This is a genomic window from Phytohabitans rumicis, from assembly GCF_011764445.1.
In the GTDB taxonomy this organism is placed as follows: Bacteria; Actinomycetota; Actinomycetes; order Mycobacteriales; family Micromonosporaceae; genus Phytohabitans; species Phytohabitans rumicis.
The window spans coordinates 5,207,188-5,227,648 of the sequence record NZ_BLPG01000001.1 but is presented as its reverse complement, the minus strand read 5'-3'; the positions used below and the strand labels follow the sequence as shown (position 1 = coordinate 5,227,648).

15 protein-coding genes and 1 pseudogene are annotated in these 20,461 nt (G+C 70.8%); 3 read left to right on the top strand and 13 right to left on the bottom strand.

Going from position 1 to position 20,461, the window contains the following annotated elements; translation table 11 throughout:
* Positions 1-52 precede the first annotated feature (52 nt).
* The 5 genes and pseudogenes from Prum_RS23655 to fdxA form a co-directional block, all read right to left on the bottom strand.
* On the bottom strand, positions 53-3,337 hold the full coding sequence (locus Prum_RS23655; RefSeq protein ID WP_173078486.1) for a S8 family serine peptidase: 3,285 nt from the start codon (positions 3,335-3,337) through the stop codon (positions 53-55).
* A 175-nt stretch (positions 3,338-3,512) separates the two neighbouring features.
* On the bottom strand, positions 3,513-6,326 hold the full coding sequence (locus tag Prum_RS23650; RefSeq protein ID WP_173078485.1) for a putative bifunctional diguanylate cyclase/phosphodiesterase: 2,814 nt from the start codon (positions 6,324-6,326) through the stop codon (positions 3,513-3,515).
* Complete coding sequence (locus tag Prum_RS23645) at positions 6,326-6,577, bottom strand: hypothetical protein (RefSeq protein ID WP_173078484.1); 252 nt, start codon at positions 6,575-6,577, stop codon at positions 6,326-6,328. Before Prum_RS23645 ends, Prum_RS23650 begins: the two co-directional genes overlap by 1 nt.
* Positions 6,578-6,798: 221 nt before the next feature.
* Entirely contained in the window at positions 6,799-7,896 is a 1,098-nt protein-coding gene (gene dapC, locus Prum_RS23640; RefSeq protein WP_218577739.1) for a succinyldiaminopimelate transaminase, read from the bottom strand.
* Positions 7,893-8,218, bottom strand: a pseudogene (fdxA, locus tag Prum_RS23635) (ferredoxin). Before fdxA ends, dapC begins: the two are co-directional and overlap by 4 nt.
* Positions 8,219-8,298: 80 nt before the next feature.
* Here fdxA and Prum_RS23630 point away from each other — a divergent pair.
* Positions 8,299-9,255: a GNAT family N-acetyltransferase gene (locus Prum_RS23630; RefSeq protein WP_173078483.1), complete on the top strand. Its 957-nt coding sequence runs from the start codon at positions 8,299-8,301 to the stop codon at positions 9,253-9,255.
* Between the two features lie 161 nt (positions 9,256-9,416).
* On the opposite strand, the gene Prum_RS23625 is transcribed toward Prum_RS23630, so the two are convergent.
* Genes Prum_RS23625 through mshB form a run of 3 tightly spaced genes read right to left on the bottom strand, consistent with a single transcriptional unit; the run spans position 9,417 to position 11,229 of the window.
* On the bottom strand, positions 9,417-9,881 hold the full coding sequence (locus Prum_RS23625; RefSeq protein ID WP_173078482.1) for a hypothetical protein: 465 nt from the start codon (positions 9,879-9,881) through the stop codon (positions 9,417-9,419).
* A gap of 15 nt (positions 9,882-9,896) precedes the next feature.
* Entirely contained in the window at positions 9,897-10,367 is a 471-nt protein-coding gene (locus Prum_RS23620) for a hypothetical protein (protein WP_246278049.1), read from the bottom strand.
* A gap of 4 nt (positions 10,368-10,371) precedes the next feature.
* Complete coding sequence (mshB, locus tag Prum_RS23615; protein WP_173084085.1) at positions 10,372-11,229, bottom strand: N-acetyl-1-D-myo-inositol-2-amino-2-deoxy-alpha-D-glucopyranoside deacetylase; 858 nt, start codon at positions 11,227-11,229, stop codon at positions 10,372-10,374.
* Positions 11,230-11,353: 124 nt separating this feature from the next.
* On the opposite strand from mshB, the gene Prum_RS23610 reads away from it, so the two are divergent.
* Positions 11,354-13,465, top strand: a complete 2,112-nt coding sequence (locus Prum_RS23610; RefSeq protein WP_173078480.1) for a S9 family peptidase — start codon at positions 11,354-11,356, stop codon at positions 13,463-13,465.
* A gap of 96 nt (positions 13,466-13,561) precedes the next feature.
* On the opposite strand, the gene Prum_RS23605 is transcribed toward Prum_RS23610, so the two are convergent.
* The 5 genes from Prum_RS23605 to Prum_RS23585 form a co-directional block, all read right to left on the bottom strand.
* The gene (locus Prum_RS23605) at positions 13,562-15,178 is read right to left on the bottom strand and encodes an ABC transporter substrate-binding protein (protein ID WP_246278048.1); all 1,617 of its coding nucleotides are present in this window, start codon (positions 15,176-15,178) and stop codon (positions 13,562-13,564) included.
* Positions 15,179-15,349: 171 nt separating this feature from the next.
* Positions 15,350-16,336, bottom strand: a complete 987-nt coding sequence (locus Prum_RS23600; RefSeq protein ID WP_173078478.1) for an ABC transporter permease — start codon at positions 16,334-16,336, stop codon at positions 15,350-15,352.
* Between the two features lie 7 nt (positions 16,337-16,343).
* Positions 16,344-17,291 (bottom strand): ABC transporter permease, encoded by a 948-nt coding sequence (locus Prum_RS23595; protein WP_246278047.1) that lies wholly within the window; start codon positions 17,289-17,291, stop codon positions 16,344-16,346.
* Positions 17,275-18,246, bottom strand: a complete 972-nt coding sequence (locus Prum_RS23590; protein WP_173078477.1) for an ABC transporter ATP-binding protein — start codon at positions 18,244-18,246, stop codon at positions 17,275-17,277. Before Prum_RS23590 ends, Prum_RS23595 begins: the two co-directional genes overlap by 17 nt.
* Positions 18,236-19,231: an ABC transporter ATP-binding protein gene (locus tag Prum_RS23585; protein ID WP_173078476.1), complete on the bottom strand. Its 996-nt coding sequence runs from the start codon at positions 19,229-19,231 to the stop codon at positions 18,236-18,238. Before Prum_RS23585 ends, Prum_RS23590 begins: the two co-directional genes overlap by 11 nt.
* Positions 19,232-19,329: 98 nt before the next feature.
* Here Prum_RS23585 and Prum_RS23580 point away from each other — a divergent pair, with 98 nt between their 5' ends.
* Positions 19,330-20,385, top strand: a complete 1,056-nt coding sequence (locus Prum_RS23580; protein ID WP_173078475.1) for a carcinine hydrolase/isopenicillin-N N-acyltransferase family protein — start codon at positions 19,330-19,332, stop codon at positions 20,383-20,385.
* Positions 20,386-20,461: the final 76 nt, after the last annotated feature.

The following is a 20,461-nucleotide window of genomic DNA, read 5'->3' as shown; positions in this document are numbered from 1 at the left end:
AGGAAGGGCCCCTTGTTATTCAAAAAGCGATAACAAGGGGCCCTTCCTTGCATCACTTCAGGCGGTACGCGTGGATGACGGTCTGGGTGACCGTGTTGCCTAGCGTGTCCCGGGCAGCCGCCCGCAGCGACACGAAGCCGCCACCGCGCGGGTGCTTCACCTTGGCGACCCAGCCGTCCTTGGTCTTTCGCAAGGACGCCTTCTGCCAGGTCTTACCGTCGTCGTACGAGACCTCGACGGTCAGCGTCTTCACGCGGCCGCCCGGCGCGCCCGGCTGCCGCTGGACGGTCACCGGGATCTCGTACGCCTTGCCGGCCGGAGCCGCGTTGTTGACGTCCAACCTCGGCGCGAACCGCACCACGGAGACCGGCAACTTGGCGAACCGCTCCCCGCCGACGTGCGCGGACCGGAACGTCCACACGCCGCTGACCTTGGTGGTCAGGTCGCCGACGCTGCGCGTGTCCGCCGCCTCCAACCGGTAGACGGCCTGGCCCGGCGGCACCTCGAAAGCGCCACAGGCCGAGCACTCGAACTCGCCGACCAGCTTGCCGTTGCGGTACAGCGCGGTGCGCGACGTGTCGGTCAACGAGTAACCCTGGTGGCCGGCCCGGTCGCCGTAGAACGACATGTCCACGTAGATCTGGTCACCCTGCCGACTGACCCACTGGAAGTCCCAGCGCGGCGTCCCGAGCACCGGGCCGAACGGTCCGGTGTTCCACGCGTCCCGGTGGACCGTGCCCGCCCGGTACGCCACGGGCGTCTGCACGAGCACCGCCTGCGCATTCAGCCAGCCCTCTTCGTCCACGACGCCGAACCACATCTCGGGCGCCCACTTGACGCCCTTCGTGCTGAAGTACTCGGTCCGGCGACCGGGGAGGTCGGTGGGGAGGACGATCGCCGACGCGCCCAGGTTCTCGGACAACTCCGGGAAGATGAAGCGTTCGGCGGTCAGCCCGGCCGGTGCGACCCCGAACTCCTGGCGCACGGTGGCCAGGTCTCGGGCCTGGTAGTGCTTGGTGTATCCGGTCGGCAGCCGCCCGGGGAAGCTCTCCGCCACGCCGTAGAAGTACGGAGAGTCGGCGAAGCTGCCCTCCGCGTCCGGCTTGGCCCACTGGCTCGCCACGTACGAGACGAACTCGCTCGCCGGCGGTGCCGCGCCGATCTGCGCCGTGGTCACCTGGTCCCAGGCGTCCGCCCACACCCCGATGCTGAAGCTCCAGCCGTAGGAGGTGAAGTGGACGAACGAGATGTCGATCAGCGCCGGCACGGCCGACCGCTCCGGGATCGTGGTCAGCACCGGCTTGCCCTGGCGCGCGTCCAGCGTGACCGCGGTGTCCTTGGTCACGTTGACCAGGGGCTGCACCACCAGCGTGGTCTCGAAATCGTCCTCGCCGCGCCGCGTGTCGAGGAACGCCGAGAGGCTGTACCGCCCCTTCGGCACGCGCCGGGTGGCGGTGCCCTCCTCGTTGAACACGTCGCCGAGGTAGAACGAGTCGAGGCCGATGATCAGGCCCAGGTAGCGCTCCGGCGTGGCGCCGTTGCGGTCCAGGTACGTGACCGTGACGTTGTAGCTCTCGACCTCCTTGTTGACGCCCAGCGCGGTCTGCACCACGCTCGACCCGCCGGTGGCGACCAGCTGGCCCGAGTAGAGCCCGTCCGGCCCGGCCACCCGGGTGTTGGCGGTGACGGTCACCTGTGCCTGGCCGCCGGCCGGCACGGTGATTTGCGTGGCGCTCGGGGTGAACATCCCGGCCGGCGCGGGCGCGCCGTCCGGCCCGTTGATGGCGACCCCCAGGTCCAGCGTCACGGCCGCCGTGCCGCCGTTGCGGTAGGTGACGGTCCGGGCGATCGGCTCGTCGTCATTGTGCGGCCACAGCGGCCGTCCAAAGGAGACACCGACCGGATCGGTGGTCACCGTCTGCGTGATAGCGCGAGCCACGTCGACGCGGCCAGCACCTTGCTGGTACGCCGTGAGCGACGGATTCGGCTTCGCCGCTGCCGTCAGCGTGGCCTTGAGCTGACCCGCCTTCCAGTCCGGGTGCTGCTCGGCGAGCAGGGCGACCGCGCCGACCACGTGCGGCGTGGCCATCGAGGTGCCGGACGCCGAGACGTACTGGCCGTCAACCGTTTCGCCCATCTCGGTGCCGGCCGCCTTCGCCGCGACGATGTCGACGCCGGGCGCGGTGATGTCGGGCTTCATCCCGTCGTCGCCGACCCGCGGGCCGCGGCTGGAGAACTCCGCCAACTCGTCGGACTTGTCGACCGCGCCGACCGTGAGCGCCGCGTCAGCGCTGCCCGGCGAGTCGATCGTCCCATCGCCGGAACCACTGTTGCCCGCGGCGATCACGAAGAGCGTGCCGGTCTCGGCGGTCAGCCTGTCGACCGCCTCCTCCAGCGGGTCGATCTCCGGGGTGTCTCCGCCGCCGAGGCTGAGGTTGATGGCCGTGGCGTGCTTTTCCGCGGCGGCCCACTCCATGCCGGCCAGGATCGCGGACTCGGTGCAGAAGGTGGACTCGCACACCTTGCCGCTCAGCAGCGTGGCGTCAGGCGCCACACCCTTGTACTTGCCACCGGACGCCGCGCCGCTGCCGGCGATCGTCGAGGCGACGTGCGTGCCGTGGCCGATGATGTCCCGGTTCTCCGGGTCCTCGGTGAAGTTGCGCGACTCGGCCACCTTGCCGGCCAGGTCGGGATGCGTCGTGTCGATGCCGGTGTCCAGCACCGCGACGGTGATGCCCTCGCCCGTGTAACCGGCCTGCCACGCGGCCGGGGCGCCGATCTGCGGCACGCTCTTGTCCAGCGAGACCCGGCGCTTGCCGTCCAGCCAGATCTTCTTGACGCTGGTCTGCGCGGTCACGGCCGCCCAGATCTCGGCGGCCCGGTCCTTCTTGGCGGCGAGCGCCGCGCCACCGACCGGCGCCAGCTGGCGGGTGACCTTCGCACCCGCGGCGGACAGCGTCGCACCGGCCCGCTGGGCGGCGGCACCCTGTCCATACTGGACGATCAGCGGCAGGCTGTCGCGGACCGCGTCGTGGTAACCGGCCCGGATCAGCCCCCGTACGTCAAAGAGGCGCTTGTCCAGCTTTCCGGCCTGCACGAGCGGCTGGGCGTCAGCCGGGATCACATACAGCGCGTCGCGGCTGCGGTAGGTGGCGAACCGTACCCCTTGGCGGTTTTTCCCCGGCCGCACCGCGACGGAGTCGGCGTCGGCCGACGCGAGCAGGATCTGGTCGCCGGTCAGCAGCGTCACCGCGATGCCCCGGCTGCCTGTCGCGGTGCCCGCCGATGCGGCGTCCGCGCCCGGTGCCGCCCAGCCAGCCTGGGCCGTGCCGAGCACGAGTCCAGTGGCGAGAGCGGTGGCTAATAACTTCCCTCGGAGTTGCAACGCAACCTCCTCTACTGGCGTCTATATAGACGCCGGCCCCGTTCGAATGGGACCAGCATTGCATACCGAGTATGTATCCCGCAGCCCCAAACCAGACACTGAAGTTTTCGGGAAGTCGACAAGGGACTCAGTTGATCGCGGCGACCTCGGCACCAGCGGTGTCGCGCTCAAAGCGCAGCCAACCGTCGATGTCGTCGGGGTCGAGGGGGTGCGAGTAGAGGTATCCCTGGCCGTACGGGCAACGGATGTCGCGCAGCAGGTCGCGGTCGGCCGCGGTCTCGATGCCCTCGGCGACGACGTCCAGGCTGAGGGTCTGGGCGAGCCGCACGATGCCGTCCACAATGGCCTGTTGCCGGGCGGACGACGCCACGGTGGCGGTGAACGACTTGTCGATCTTCAGAATGTCGATCGGCACCTGTTGCAGATAGCTGAGCGAGGAAAAGCCGGTGCCGAAGTCGTCGATGGCGATCCGCACGCCCAGCTCACGCAGGCCGGTCAGGTCGAGCCACACCTGCTCGTCGTCGCGCAGCAGCAGCCGTTCGGTGATCTCCAGCACGAGCCGGGTCGGCGCCAGGTTGGCCGCGAGCAACTCCTTGCGGACGTTCTCCACGAAGCCGGGCGCCCGGAACTGGCGGGCGGACACGTTGACGCTGACGTACGGCGTGCCGGGCCACCGGGTGGCCGCGGCGATCGCCTGCTGCAGCACCCAGTCCCCGATCGGCTCGATGAGACCGGTCTCCTCGGCGACGTCGATGAACTCGTCCGGCGAGACCAGCCCGAGCGTCGGGTGGCGCCAGCGCACCAGCGCCTCGAAGCCCACCGTCGCATCGCTTTCCACCCCCACGATCGGCTGGTACGCCACCGTGAAGTCGAGGTCGGCGACCGCCTGCTCCAGCGCGGCGCGCAGCTCGATCCGCTGGAGCACCGCCGCGTGTACGGCGGGCTGGTAGCGCCGCCAGCGACCCTTGCCCGCGCCCTTGGCCAGCCGCAGTGCCAGGTCGGCCTGGCGCAGCAGATCGTCCGGGCCGGACGCGTCGGCGGTCGTGGCCAGCCCGACGCTCGCCAGGGCGCTCACCACCGTGTCGCCGAGCCGGAACGACTGGGTCAGCGCCGCCACCACCGCGGCGGCGATCTGCTCGGCCGCGGTGGGATCGGCGACCTCGTCGAGGATCGCGCCGAACTCGTCGCCGCCCACCCGCGCCACGGTGGCCTGCTCGCCCAGCACCTGGGCCAGCGTGGCCGAGATCCGCTGGCCCACCGCGGTCAGCAGCTCGTCGCCGACGGTGTGGCCGGAGGTGTCGTTGACCATCGTGAAGTCGTCGATGTCCACCAGCAGGACCGCGGCGCACCCGCCGCCCACCGCCGCCTGCCGGGCCGCCTCGTCGACGCGGTCCCGGAAGAGGGCGCGGTTGGGCAGGCCGGTGAGCGCGTCGTGCAGGGCCTGGTGGCTGAGCTGCCGCTCCAGCTGGCGGCGCGCGGTCACGTCGCGCATGGTGATCACGAGCCCGCGTACGGCCCGGTCGCGGCGCAGGTCGAGGCAGCTCACCTCGACGTGCACCGGGCGGCCGTCCGGGTGCTGCAGGCTCCACTGTGTCCAGTCGGTGGGCTCCAGTTGGGCGGAGCGCGCGAGGTCCAGCGTCTGCCGTACGGCGGCCCGGTCGTCCGGGTGGATGGCCGCCGACAGCGTCGTGCACTGCGCCGGGTCGACGCCGAGCACGGTCGCGGTGGACGGGCTGGCGTACCGGACGCGGTCGTCGTCGCCCAGGATGAGGATCACGTCGGTGGTGCTCTGTACGAGCGACCGGAAGTACGCCTCGCTGTCCCGCCGGTTGACCTCGTCGCTGAGCCCGATCCGCTCCAGCGCCAGGGCGGCCTGGCCGGCGAGCACCTCCAGCGAGTCGCGCAGCCCGCCCAGCACCCCGGCCTCGGCGGCCACCAGCAGCGCGCCGACCCGGGGCGCCCCGCCGACCGGTGAGTCGAGCACGAGTGGACAGAGCACAGTGGACTCGAACCCGCCGAGCTGCTCGGCCAGGGCCGGGTGCAGCATGCGTACCCGAAGAATCCTGGTCTTGCGCGCGGCGGCCGCGCCCCGGGCCCCGTGCGGCAGGACGGACGGCACCACGGTCGGGCCCCAGATGCTGACCGCCGTGGCGGGCACGCCATCCGCGTGGTGCACGGCGAACACCACCCGGTAGCCGGTGCCCGGCGGGATGAGCCTGGCGACCGCGGCCCGGACCGCCCGGTTGACCTCGGGCGCGTCGGTGGCGGAGACGAGCGCGGCGCACGCCTCCCGCATGCCCCGCTCGCGCGCGACCACCTGCCGGTGCGCCTGGATCGAGTCGGTCAGCCGGCTCAGCACGATGCAGAACACGACCCCGGACGACACCGCGATGATCGCGCCGTCCCGGATCTCGCCGCTCATCGCCTGGATGAGCAGCACCGCGGGCGGGATCATCGACGCCACGCCGAGCAGCACCAGCCAGCCGCGGTTGACCTCGCCGCGCCGGTCGTCCGCGGGCGCGGTCAGGCCGCGCATCGACGGGTGCAGGGCGGCGGCGCCCCAGGCGGCATAGAAGACCAGCCAGCCGATGTCGACCGGGCTGCCGTTCTGCCAGCTTCCGTTGATCGTGGTCAGGCCGTACAGGATGTCCGCGGTGAGCATCCCGGCCGCGCCGACGGACAGGAAGACCACTGCGGTCGTCCGCTGGTACGTCGCCAGCAGCCGCACGTTCGTCGCGAGGATCAGCAGGTTGCCCAGCGCGTACGCGCCGAGCACCGACTTCTCGAACGAGGTGAGATCCGGTGCGGCCATGTCCGGACCGAGGAGGAAGACCCACGACAGCAGCGCACCGGCGGACACGACCACCAGCAGATCCAGCAGGCCGGCCCGGTCGCGAATCGTATGGCTGGCCCGGGTGAATCCCCAGTATCCGGCGATCATCAGGGAAAGACGCTCAGATAAAGAACGTTGGACAGGAATGGCGTGGACTCACCGCCGCTCGCGTTGAATACGAGATCCCCGGCCGTGAAAATGGCGATGCCGATGGCGAGAAACCACCACGGGTGCCGCCGCATCGGCAGGTGCCGGTGCACGCCCCACAGGATGGCCGCGACGCTGCTCACGCCGACCGCTGCCCAGAAATACAGGTGCAGACCCGGCGCGACGAAGGCGCCTACCCCGAGGCTGGCCATCCATGCCCCGTAGTAGGTCAACGTCCGTCGGGCCGACACGGCCTCCCCTTACTCTCGGCAGGGTTGGTTCTACCAGCCGGCTGTCCGGATTGCCATCGCCCGTGGCGCCCAGTTCCACGCCAACATCCGCCGAATCCCCGCCAACATCCGCCGATCAAGGACATATGGTCGTGGATGGATCTCTAAAGCACGACCATATGCCCTTGATCGGCGGGAAATCCCTAGATCGCGAGGCGTTCCACGGCGGCCGCGACGCGCTCATCCGTCGCGGTCAACGCCACCCGTACGTGTCGCTCGCCGGCCGGCCCGTAGACCGCCCCGGGCGCCACCAGGATGCCCCGCGCCGCGAACCAGTCCACCGTGGACCAGCAGTCCTCGCCGCGGGTGGCCCACAGGTACAGCCCGGCCGCCGAGTGCTCGATCTCGAAGCCGGCCTTCGCCAGCGCGGGCCGCAGCAGGTCGCGGCGGGCGGCGTAAAGAGCCCGCTGCGCCGCGGCGTGCGACTCGTCGGCCAGCGCGGCCACCATGGCGGCCTGCACCGGGGCGGGCACCATCATGCCGGCGTGCTTGCGTACGGCCAACAGCTCCGCCACCAGCGCCGGGTCGCCGGCCACGAACCCGGCCCGGTAGCCGGCCAGGTTGGACCGCTTGGAGAGCGAGTGCACCGCCAGTACGCCGTCGTACCGGCCGCCGTTGACCTCCGCCGACAGCACCGACACCGGCGACTCTTCCCAGCCGAGCGTGAGGTAGCACTCGTCGCTGGCCACCACGGCGCCCCGCTCGCGCGCCCAGTCGACGACCTTGCGCAGGTGCGCGGTCGGCAGCACCCGGCCGGTCGGGTTGGACGGCGAGTTGACCCAGACCAGCCGTACCCGGCTGCTGGGCCCCACGGCCGTGAGGGAGTCGCTGCGGATCACGGCCGCGCCGGCCAGCCGCACGCCCACCTCGTACGTGGGGTAGCAGACGGTCGGGATGACCACCTGGTCGCCCGGGCCGAGGCCGAGCAGCGTCGGCAGCCAGGCGACCAGCTCCTTCGAGCCGATGGTGGGCAGCACGCCGAGCCCGTGCGGGAGCGCCCCGCACTCCCGGACGGCCCAGTCGGCCAGGGCCGTCCGCAGCGCCGGCGTGCCGGCCGTCAGCGGATAGCCGGGCGAGTCCGCCGCGCCAGCCAGCGCGGCACGGATCGCCGTCGGCACCGGATCGACCGGGGTGCCGACGGACAGATCGACGATGCCGTCAGCGTGCTGGGCGGCGACCCGCTTGGCGGGCTCCAGCAGGTCCCACGGAAAGTCGGGCAGCCCTGAGGAGACCGGGCTCAGTGCTCGGTCTCCCGCGGCGGCTGGGCGGCGACGAACGTCGCGTCCTTCTCCAGCTTGCCGACCTTGGAGGCGCCGCCGGGGAACCGAGGTCCTCGAAGAACTCGTAGTTGGCTCCGGTGTAGTCCTTCCACTGCTCAGGGACGTCGTCCTCATAGAAGATCGCTTCTACCGGACAAACCGGCTCACAGGCCCCACAGTCAACGCACTCATCGGGGTGGATGTACAGCATCCGGTTGCCCTCGTAGATGCAGTCGACCGGGCATTCCTCGATGCACGCCTTGTCGAGCAGGTCCACGCACGGCTCGGCGATGATGTAGGTCACGGGTCTTCCTCTCCGCAAGCCACGCCGCTCTTCACTAGCGACGCTTGCAGCCTAGTATCTCGCCGGAGAGGGGGTGGAAAGTGCTCCGGCAGCAGGATGTGGGACACCGCGTCGTCGTGCGGCGAATTGTAGGTGTTCGCAATAATCGTCCCCTATACACCGACGCGCTCGGCGAGCTGGTCGAGATCACCGAGACGGATCTCACGCTGGCGACGGCGAAGGGCCCGCTGCGCGTACCACTGGATGAGATCCATCGGGCGAAGCGGGTGCCGCCCCGGCGGCGGCCGAACGCCGCGGACGTCATCGCCCTCGAACTCGCGGCCAACGAGGCGTGGCCGGCGCCCGTGCAGGACCACCTGGGCGGCTGGCTGCTGCGGGCCGCCGACGGCTGGACCGGCCGGGGCAACTCCGCGCTGCCGATCGGCGACCCCGACCGCCCCTTGGAGGCCGCCATCGACGCGGTCGAGCGGTGGTACGTCGAGCACGGACTGCGCCCCCTCATCAACACGCCGCTGCCGCTGGCCACCCCGGTCGGCGCCTCCCTCGACGCCCGCGGCTGGAGCGCCCGCCCGCTCACCCTGGTCCAGACCGCGCCGCTGCGCGCGATCGTCGACGCCGTGCCGCCGCGCGCCAAGGTCCAGCTCGCCCACGCGCCCTCCGACGACTGGCTCGCCATCGCCGCGGGCCGGAAGGGCGGTCTGCCGGCCGCCGCCCGACACATCCTCACCGCCGTGCGCCAGCTCCGCTTCGCGCACGTGTACGACGAGAACGGGCGCCTGCTCGCGATCGCCCGCGGCACGGTGACCGGGGAAGGGCAGTGGCTCTGCCTCGCGTTGATCGAGGTGGTCCCCGAAGCCCAGCGCGGCGGCCTGGCCCAGCAGGTGATCGCCGCACTCGCCCGGTGGGCGTCCGAGGCGGGCGCGACCCGGGCGTTCCTCCAGGTCGAGGAGCGCAACACAGCAGCCAACGCGCTCTACTCGAAGCTCGGCTTCACCACCCACCACAGTTACCTAACCCGCGAAGCCCCCCTCCCCTAGCCCCTCACCCGCTCCGCGCGCGCTCCCCGCGCGCTCGGCGCGGCGCGGCTCGGCGCGCTCCGCGCGTCGATCAAGGACTTCCCCGTCGATCAAGGGCAAACGGCCGTGCTTCGATCTCCAAACCACGACCGTATGCCCTTGATCGACGCAGAAATCCTTGATCAACGGCGGACTGGGCGGCGGGGCTTGGCCAGCTTGGTCTCGGCGTACCGCTTCAGCGACTGCGACCGGTAGTCCAGCCCGAGCGCGACCAGGAGCAAATAGCCGACCAGTGACCCGCCGATCGCGAAGCCGCCGTACAGCCAGACCTGGGAGAAGAACTCCCCCGCGCCGCCGGCGAACGGCGTGTCGCCGCTGATGAACGGGCCGACGAAGATGGTCAGCAGCATCGCGGCCAGGGCGGCGGCGCCGATGTCGGCGATCCAGCGCGCGGTCGGATGGCGGCGCCCCCAGATGAACGCCATCGTCGCCAGGATCAGCCCGATGACGACGAACATCCCCAGTGAGATCCGGTCCTGGGCCTCGGTCTTGTTGTCGAACCCGACGCGGGCCACCAGGCGGGCCGCCACGTTAACCGCGAACAGCACACCCGCGAGCACGCCAATCGGCAGCCAACGGTCCTTCATGCCGCTAGAGAGTAGTCAGACACGGCGCGTAGACGCGAGCATCAATCGGAAACCGATCACGGCAAACGCGATCGACCCCGCGAAGATCATGGTGAGGCCCACCCAGCTGTTGGCGTCCACCACCGCGTTGCCCTGCGGCCCGACCAGCAGGAGGTCGCCCTCGGTGGTACGCCCGGAGGCCACCATCATCAGCACGATCCAGCACGCGGCGGGCAGCGCGATCGCCCACTTCCGCCCGACCGTGGCGTACGCGAACCAGCCGAGCAGCATGTTGAGCACCACCGCGGCCACGACCGACACGCCGATCAGGTAGCCGCCGACGCGTACCTGGGCGAGCATCAGCTCCAGGACGCCGGTGGCCAGGGCCGCGATCACCGCGATGATCCCGCCGGCCACCCGGAGGGCCACGTCGGCCACCTTGTCGAACGGGGATGGTGGCGCCGGCTCCGTCACCGGCTCCACTTCGAGCGGGCTCTGCAGGCTCATCACGTTAGACCGGCGAGGAAGGTGCGAGACCGGCGAAGATGTCGTTTTCCCAGCCGTACGGGCCGACGCCGGGTCCCTTCTCGCCGACCGCCAGCGTGTAGTACTCGACGCCCATGAACTCGCTGCCGAAGTTGCCGGCGATCGAGTAGAGCCAGGAGGACTCCGGGATCTGGGAGGCGTGTGCCCGCATGGCCTCGACCTTGGCCTCGTGGTGGTCGGTGCCGTCGATCCGTGCCGCGATCTGCTCGTCCGGCGTGCCGAACGGGAAGTCCTCGACGCGTTCGATGCCGGCGAACGGGTTGTCCGTCGACTGCGCGAAGGCGTTGATGCCGGCCTCCAGCACGCTCTTCGGCATCGCCGTCCAGTAGATCTTCGCCGGGCCGAAGCCCTCGGCCGTGGCCAGCTCGGCGGCCCGCATGGCGACCCGGTGCGACTGGATGTGGTCGGGGTGCCCGTAGAAGCCGTTCTCGTCGTACGTGATCACGACCTGGGGGCGGACCTCGCGCATGATCTCCAGCAGGAAGCCGGCGGCCTCGTCCACGTCGGCCTGCCAGAAGCAGCGCGGGTGCTTGTTGGTCTCCAGGCCCATCATGCCGGAGTCGCGGTACCTGCCGGCGCCGCCGAGGAAGCGGTGGTCGGACACGCCCAGCGCGGCGCAAGCGGCCTCCAGCTCGGCGAGCCGGTAGCCGCCGAGCTGGTCGGCCTCGCCCGCCGCGAGCAGGGCCAGCTCGGGCACGTGGATCTCACCCTCTTCGCCGAGGGTGCAGGTCACCAGCGTGATCTGCGCGCCTTCGGCGGCGTAGTGAGCCATAGTCGCGCCGGTGCCCACCGTCTCGTCGTCCGGGTGGGCGTGGACCAGCATGAGTCGTCGTGCCACGGCCGCCACTCTACGCGCAGCGTCCGGATAGTCAGTTAGATCACCACGTTCCGGGCAACACGCCGTACGCGGTCGGGCGTATCGGTGTGCCGGAATTACGATCCGGTGTGTGGAGTACCCGGAGCTGGCCGCTCGTACCCGGAGGTTCACCCGTGGCGCGCCGCGGGCCGTAAGCGTCGCGAGTGACGGCTCGCGGGTGATCTTCCTGCGGTCGGCCGGTCCAGAGGACCCGGCCGACGCCCTGTGGGTGCTCGATGTCGAGACGGCCGCCGAGCGGCTGGTCGCCGACCCGGCCACGCTGCTCACCGACGAGGGCGACCTGCCCGCCGAGGAGCGCGCGCTCCGCGAGCGGCTGCGGCTGTCCGCCGGCGGCATCGGCTCGTACGCGACGGACCCGGCCGGCAAGGTGGCCACCTTCCCGCTCGGCGGGCGGCTCTTCCGGGCCGACCTCGCGACCGGCGACGTGGCGCAGCTGGCCACGGCCGGCCCGGTGGTCGACCCGCGCCCCGACCCGGCCGGCCGGCGGATCGCGTACGTGACCTCGGGCAACCTGCACGTCATCCACGCGGACGGCACGGACGCGCTGCTCGCCGGCGAGGGCGGCGACGTGACCTGGGGCCTGGCCGAGTTCATCGCGGCGGAGGAGCTGTCCCGGTTCCGGGGCTACTGGTGGGCGCCGGACGGGCGCTCGATCCTGGCCGCCCGGGTCGACGAGTCCCGGGTGCCGCGCTGGCACCTGCACGACCCGGCGCGCCCGGAGGCGGCGCCGACCAGCGTGGCGTACCCCTATGCCGGCGCCGAGAACGCCGAGGTCACGCTGCACCTGCTCGATCTCGACGGCGGCTGGGTCGACGTGCACTGGGACCGGGAGACCTACCCCTACCTGGTGTCGGTGCACTGGGCCGAGGGCGGACCGTTGATCACCGTGCTGCGCCGGCTGCAGCAGCACGGACTGGTGCTGTCGGTCGACCCGCGCACCGGCGAGACCCAGGTGCACGCCGAGCTGGCCGACCCGCGCTGGGTCGAGCCGGTCGCCGGCACGCCGAGCCACCTGCCCGACGGCCGGGTCCTGGTCGGCGGCGAGCTGGCCCACGACGGGTACGACGCGCGCTGCCTCTTCGCCGACGGCACCCTGCTCACGCCGCCGTCGCTGTACGTGCGGCGGGTGGTCGGGCGGATGTCCGCCGCCGCCGGCGCCGGCTCGCCCGACCTGCTGGTCGAGGCCAGCGAGGCCGAGCCGAGCGAGCAACACCTCTTCCGGGTACGCACAGCGATCGGCGCCGGCGGGGCGGAGATCCGGCCGCTGACCACCGCGCCCGGGTGGCACACCGGCGCGGTCGGCGGCGACGTCCTGGCGGTTGGCTCGGCCTCGCTGGACCGGGCCGGCACCCAGTGGACGGTGTGGCGGGCCGGCAAGCAGGTGGCCACGATCGAGTCGCTGGCCGCCCGGCCGCCGTACTCCCCGCGGCCGCTGCTGGAGCGGGTGGCCGACCGGCGCCTGCCCGCGGCGGTGCTCTACCCGCGCAACCACGTGACCGGGCGCCGGCTGCCGGTGCTGCTGGACGTGTACGGCGGTCCGGGCCACCAGGAGGTGCTGGCCGCCCGGTCCCGCTGGCTGGAACGGCAGTGGTGGGCCGACGCCGGGTTCGCGGTGGTCACGGTCGACAACCGGGGTACGCCGGGCGTGGCCCCCTCGTTCGAGAAGGTGATCCACCGGCGGGTCGCCGACGTGGTGCTCACCGACCAGATCGACGCGCTGGGCGCGCTGGCCGGCAAGCACCCCGACCTCGACCTGGACCGGGTGGCGATCCGCGGCTGGTCGTTCGGGGGGTGGCTGGCCGGGCTCGCGGTGCTGCGCCGGCCGGACCTGTTCCGTTGCGGGGTGGCCGGCGCGCCGGTGACCGACTGGCGGCTGTACGACACCGCGTACACCGAGCGCTACCTGGGCCTGCCGGACGACAACAGCGACGTGTACGCGCACCATTCGCTCATCGAACTGGCCCGCGAGCCGGCCAAGGACGCCCGGCCGCTGCTGCTGATCCACGGCCTCGTCGACGACAACGTGGTGGCCGCCCACACGCTGCGCCTGTCGGCCGCGATGCTGGCCGCGGGCCGCCCGCACTCGGTGATCCCGCTGACCGGGGCGACCCACATGGCCGCGGGCGGCGTGGCCGAGCAACTGCTCCGCCTGGAACTGGACTTCGTCCGCCGCCACGTCTGAGCTGCAAGGAAGGGCACCTTGTTAACGCTTTCTGCATAGGAAGGGCCCCTTGCTAACCGCGGGGTTAACAAGGGGCCCTTCCTTGCAGGTGTACGCCTACGACTTCACGTACGCGTTGACCAGTGCGGGGTAGCCGAACACGCTGGAGATGAAGACGCCGCCCGCCTTGGAGCCGGTCAGGTAGTACGCCACCTCCACGAACAGCGGCACGGCCGGCGCGAGCTCCTTCATGATGCGCTCGTCCAGCTTGGGCCACTCCGACGCCTGCGCCGACGGGTCCATCGCCAGCACCCGGTCGAACTCGGTGTTGATCGCGTCGTTGTTGATGTACGACGTGTTGCTGTTGCCCTCAGCCTTGATCGAGCGGCCGTCGAAGAGCACCGGCAGGATCGCCGCACCGCTGGGCCAGTCCGCGGCCCACTGGTCCAGCCACAGGTCCCAGGCGTTGTCCTTCTTCTTGGTCTCGTCGAGCTTCGAGTCGGCCGGGATCGTCTTCACCGTGATCTTGAAGCCGGCCTTCTCCAGGTTGCCCTTGAGCTGGGTGGCCAACTCGGGGGAGTCGTCGCCGATCGCGAGCACCAGCTCCGGCGTCTTGCCGGCGAGCACCTCCTTGGCCTTCTCCGGGTTGCCGGTCGCGCCGGCCGGGTACGCGTCGTACTGCTTGTACCCGATGGTGGCCGGCGGCAGCAGCGTGGTCAGCGGGGTCGCGACCGTCGAGCCGCCGTACGCCTTGATGAAGCCCTCGCGGTCGATCGCGTAGTTCAGCGCCTGGCGTACGGCGAGGTCGGTGACCCGCTGGGTGTTGATGGTGAGCCGCCAGGCCGAGGGCGTCGGGGACGTGATCGAGCGGGACTTGAGCGCCGCGTCGCCGGCGACCCGGGACACCAGCCCGGCCGGTACGCCGTTCCAGGCCAGCGCGGCCTGGTCGGCGCCGCTGTCGGCGATCACGCGGTTGGCGCCCGCGTCCGGGTCCGGCCCGAACGACCAGACGATCTTCTCCGGGTACTGGTGGCGCACCGGGTCGGTGGCCGGGTCCCAGTGCTCGTTGCGCTCCATGACCAGCTCGACGCCGGGCGTGTGCTTCGTGATCTTGTACGGCCCGGAGGCGAACGGCTGGTTGTCGAGGTTGACGCCGGTGTCCTTGGCGGGCGGCAGCGGCGCGCTCGACGGCAGCGAGAGCGCGAACGGCAGGTCGCAGTGCGCCTTGGCGAACTCGAACCGGATCGTGTTGGCGTCCGGCGTGGTCAGGCCGGGCGGCAGCGACGTCTTGTTGGCCTTGAAGTCCCACTTGGTGTCGTAGTCGCCGCTGTCGGCGAGCCACTCCTGGACGTACGTCGGGCCACCGGTGAGGTCGGGGTCGAACGAGCGCGCGATGCCGTACGCGATCTCCTTGGACGTGATGGGGCTGCCGTCCTCGAACTTCACGTTGCTCTTGATCTTGAATTCCCAGGTCTTGCAGTCGTTGTTGACGTTGGTGCCGGGGGTCTGGGCCAGGTCGCCGACCAGCGTCAGGTTGCCCTTGCCGTCGTCCTTCCACGTGGTCAACGACCGGGCGTAGAGCGGGGCGTTCATCAGACCGGCGAACGAGTACACCCGCTGCGGGTCCAGGTGCGAAATCTTGCTCTCGCGGATGATCGTGAACGTGCCACCCTTGGTCGCGCCGGGCACCTCGGTGGCCGGGCCGAGCGAGTCCTTCGGGTCGGTGGCGATCACGCCAGTCGCGGTACGGTTCTGGTCAACCGCGGGGCCTTCTTCCTTGGTCTCACTGCAGGCGCCCACTGCCAAAAGCAATGCAAGAGCGGCTGCCACTCTTGGTCGCATCTCGAACCTCCCATAGGTGCAGTGAAGGAAACCTACAGCAACAACGTCACCGTACGGTAAAATTCACCGGAGCCGTACGCGCGGATCGATGGCCGCGTAGAGCAGGTCGACCACGATGTTGGCCAGCACGACGAAGACCGCGGAGATCAAGACGGTCGCCATGATCATCGGCAGGTCACCGTCCGTCACCGCGTCCACCGCCGTACGCCCGAGCCCGCGCAGGCCGAACGTGATCTCCGTGATCACGGTGCCGCCGAGCGCGGCGCCCACGTCGAGGCCGGCGATCGTCACCAGCGGCGTGATCGCGGCGCGCAGCGCGTGCCGGCCGTAGACCGTGCGCTTGGGCACGCCCTTCGCCCGCGCCGTGCGGACGAAGTCCTCCGACAGCGTCTCCAGCATCTGCGCCCGCGCCAGCCGGGCGTAGATCGCCGAGAACAGGAACGCCAGCGCCACCCACGCCAGCACCATCCCGGAGGCCCAGTCGAGTGGATCGTCGAAGATGGACGTGTAGTGCGGATTGGGCAAGATCTTGAGCTGGTAGACGAAGACGATCAGCAGGATCGCGCCGACGAAGTACAGCTGCATCGACGCCCCGGTGAGCGAAAAGCCGATCGCCAGCCGGTCGAGGACGGTCCCGCGTTTCAGGGCGGACACCATGCCCAGGCCCACGCCGAGCACCAGCCACAGGATCGTCGCCGGCAGCACGACGCTCAGCGTCACCGGCAGCACCCGGGCCAGCGTGTCCGTGACCGCCTCGCTGTTGACGTACGAGTAGCCGAGGCAGGGCGCGTCGCATCGGCCACCCTGGGAGCTGCCGAGGTCACGCCCGGCGACGATGCCCTTCATGTACGCCGCGTACTGCTCGATCTTCGGGTCGCGCAGGCCCAGTTCCTGGCGTACCCGCTCCAGGCGCTCCGGGTTGCAGTTCTTCGGGCACATGCCGGTGACCGGGTCCTTCGGCAGCGCGAAGAACATCAGGAAGCTGAGCACGCTGACCGCGAAGAGGGTGAGCGCGGCGGAGAGCAGCCGCTTGACCAGGAACCGAAACATGGCGCCCCTACCGGGAGGATCTCGGGTCGAGCGCGTCGCGAAGCGCGTCACCGAAGAGGTTGAAGGCGAGCACCAGGACGAAGATTGCGACGCCGGGGAAGAACACGAACGCCGGATCGCCCTGCAGGTACTTGATGCTCTCGAAGATCATCGCCCCGAAGTCCGGCGTCGGGTCGGTGATGCCGATGCCCAGGAAGGACAGCGCCGCCTCCCCGGTGACGTACGCCGGCACCGCCAGCGAAAACGACACCAGGATGGGCGCCCAGATGTTCGGCAGCAGCTGCCGGAAGAGCATGTGCCCGAGGCCGGCGCCGCTCGCCTTGGCCGCCTCGACGAACTCCCGCTCGCGCAGCGAGATCACCTGTCCCCGGACCAGCCGGGCGGTGCTCGTCCAGCCGAACGCCGCGAAGATCGCGATCACCACCACCACCCGGAACCAGGTCGGCGTCTCCTCCCGCGGGCCGTAGAAGCGCAGCACCACGGTCGGCATCACGGCGAGCGCGAAGATGAGGAACGGCATCGCGAGCGCCAGATCGGTGACCCAGCTGATCACCGCGTCGACCCAGCCGCCGAGGTAACCGGCGACGATGCCGGCCGTGATGCCGATCGCGGACGTCACCAGGGCCGCGGCCAGCGCGATGGACAGTGAGGTCCGGATGCCGTAGATCAGCCGGATGAAGATGTCTCGCCCCAGCCGGGGCTCCAGCCCGAACCAGTGCTCGCCGGAGATCCCGCCCCCGTAGCCGAGCGGCAGGCCGTCGCTGTTGCGCAGCTTGTCCTGGAACTGCTGGTAGGGCCCGACCCCGTAGGCCATCTCGATCAGCGGCGCGGCCAGCGCGACGAGCAAGAAGAACAGCAGCACCGCGCCGCTGACCATCGCGACCCGGTCGCGCTTCAGCCGGACCCAGGCGAGCTGCCCGGGAGACCGCCCGACGAGCTCAGGCGTGAGACTCAACGGTTACCACCTCCGGGCTCTTCTCCGGGAAGTGACAGGCCACGCCCTCGGTCAGCGCCGGCTCCGTCGTGGCACAGACCTCCTGCGCCTTCCAGCACCGCGTGCGGAACCGGCAGCCGGACGGCGGGTCGAGCGGGGTCGGCACATCGCCGGTCAGCCTTATCCGCCCGGCAGCCGGGCCGAGGGCATTCACATCGGGTACGGCGGAGAGCAGTGCCCGGGTATACGGATGGCGCGGCTCTTCGTAGATCTCGGCCCGGTCACCGATCTCCACGATCTTGCCCAGGTACATCACTGCCACCCGCTGGCAGAAGTGGCGGACCACCGCCAGGTCGTGGGCGATGAACACGAACGCCAGGCCGAGGTCGCGCTGCAGCCCGCGGAGCAGGTTGATCACCTGGGCCTGGATCGACACGTCCAGCGCGGACACCGGCTCGTCGGCCACGATCAGCTTCGGCCGCAGCGCCAAGGCCCGGGCGATCCCGATCCGTTGCCGCTGCCCGCCGGAGAACTCGTGCGGATACCGGTTGTAGTGCTCGGGGTTGAGCCCGACCAGCTCCAGCAGTTCCTGCACCCGCTTCTTCACGCCGCCCGGCGGCCGTACGCCGTTGACCTCGATCGGCATCGCCACGATCCGCCCGACGGTGTGCCGCGGGTTCAGCGAGGCGTACGGGTCCTGGAAGATGATCTGCAGGTCCTGCCGCAGCGGCCGCATCGCCCGGCGCCCGAGGTGCGTGATGTCCCGGCCCTCGAACACGATCTTTCCGGCGCTGGGCTCCAGCAGGCGTACCAGCATCCGGCCGGTCGTGGTCTTGCCGCAGCCGGACTCCCCGACCAGGCCGAGCGTCTCCCCCGCCTCGACCGCGAAGTCGAGCCCGTCGACCGCCCGTACGGCGCCGCGCCGGACCGGGAAGTGCTTCGTCAACCCCTCCACCCGCAGCAGTTCACTGGGCACGGCTGGCCTCCGGGTGGTGACAGGCGACCATCAGACGTTCGACATCTCTCAGCTCGGGCACCTGGGTGAAGCAGTCCCCGCTCGCGTGCCGGCAACGCGGGTGGAACGCGCACCCCGGCGGGAGGTTGATCAGGCTGGGCGGGTTGCCAGGGATCGGGACCAGGTCCGCACCGGCGTCGCCGTGCACGGTGGGCACGCTGGCGAGCAACCCCCAGGTGTACGGGTGTTGGGGCGCCCGCAGCACCTGCTCCACGCCGCCATGCTCGACCGCCCGCCCGCCGTACATGACGAGGACCTCGTCGGCGACCTGGCTGACCACGCCCAGGTCGTGCGTGATCAGGATGATCGCCGAGTTGAACTCCTTCTGCAGATCGCCGAGCAGGTCCAGGATCTGCGCCTGCACGGTGACGTCGAGCGCGGTGGTCGGCTCGTCCGCGATCAGCAGGTCGGGGTCGTTGACCAGGGCCATCGCGATCATCGCGCGCTGCCGCATGCCGCCGGAGAACTCGTGCGGGTACTGGTCGGCACGCTTCGCCGGCTGCGGGATGCCGACCCGGTCGAGCATCTCGATCGTCCGCTTGCGGGCCTCGCCCCGGCCCGCCCGCGGGTGGTGGATCCGGTACGCCTCCGCGATCTGCCGGCCCACCGAGTAGTACGGGTGCAGGGCCGACAGCGGATCCTGAAAGATCATGGCCATGTCCCGGCCGCGCAGCCGGCGTACCTCCTCATCCGGACGGCCGGCGATGTCGCGGCCGCCGACGAGGATCTGCCCGGTGATGGTCGTGCGCTTCGGATCGTGCAGGCCCAGTACGGCCAGGCTGGTGACGCTCTTGCCGGAGCCCGACTCGCCGACGATGCCGAGGGTGCGGCCGCGCTCGACCGCGAAGGACACCCCGTCCACCGCCCGCACCACGCCGTCCTCGGTCGCGAACCGCACGCGCAGATCACGCACCTGCAGGTACGGGTCGTCACCGGGTCGCTGCACGAAACCTCCCTCGCTCGTAGATAACTTACAACGAGCTGCCGAAGGTGAAAATAAGCTACAGAGACGGTCCTGTCACCTGCCGTGGCTACGGTAGTGGAATGGCGACCCCGCGCTCTACCCGGTGGGGAGGCGCCCTCGCGGCCGGACTGCTGGCGCTGGCGGGGTGCCAGGGCGCCGCGCCAGCACCCCGGACCGACGCGCTCACGTTCCACACGCTCACCTACCGGCCCAACGCCGACCAGGCCGATCGGGCGCTCGACAGCCTGCGGCGGCTCGACGACCACCCGCTCTACCAGCTCACATACGACGGCCCGGCGCCCCGCCTCGCCCCGGCGGACGCCACCCCGCAGGTCATCGCCATGCCGGCGGGCCGCCGCGCGTTCGCCTGCACCGTCTTCCTCGCCGGCGGCGACCCCGGCCACCCGGTGCTCGGGCGCAACTTCGACTGGGACTACAACCCGGCGCTCGTGCTCGTCTCCCGCCCGCCGGACGCGTACGACTCGATATCGCTGGTCGACCTGTCGTACCTGGGGTTCGACCACGCCCGACTGGCCAAGCTGGACGATCCGACCTGGCGGCGCGACCTGCTGCTGGCGCCGACCCTGCCGTTCGACGGGATGAACGAGCACGGCCTGGCCATCGGCATGGCCCAGGTCGACGGCCAGGCCGAGGTACGCCCCGGCGCCCCGACCGTCGGCTCGCTGGCCATCATCCGGCTCGCCCTGGACACCACGAAGACGGTCGACGAGGCGGTCCGGCTCTTCCAGACGTACACCCTGGACTGGAGCGGCGCCCCGTCCCTGCACTACCTGATCGCCGACGCGACCGGCGCGTCCGCGGTGATCGAGTTCGCCACCGGCACGATGACCGTGACCCGCGGCGACGGGCGCTGGCAGCTCATGACCAACTTCAACCTGAGCACGTCGGACCCGGCGACCCGGCAAGCCGACTGGCGCTACCGCACCGGCTCAGCCGAGCTGACCGCCGCACACGGCAAGCTCGACCCCGGCGGGGCGATGGACCTGCTGCGCACCCTGCGCCAGGGCCACACCCAATGGTCCGTCGTGTACGACCTGCGCGCCGGCACGGCCGCGATCGCCACCGCCCAGCGCTACGACAAAATCCACCACACCCCCCTCCTCCCCACCCGCTGATCATGAAGTTGTCGCCGAGGGGAGCGCTCCCTCCGGCGACAACTTCATGATCACCTGACGGGGACCGATAGGGTCG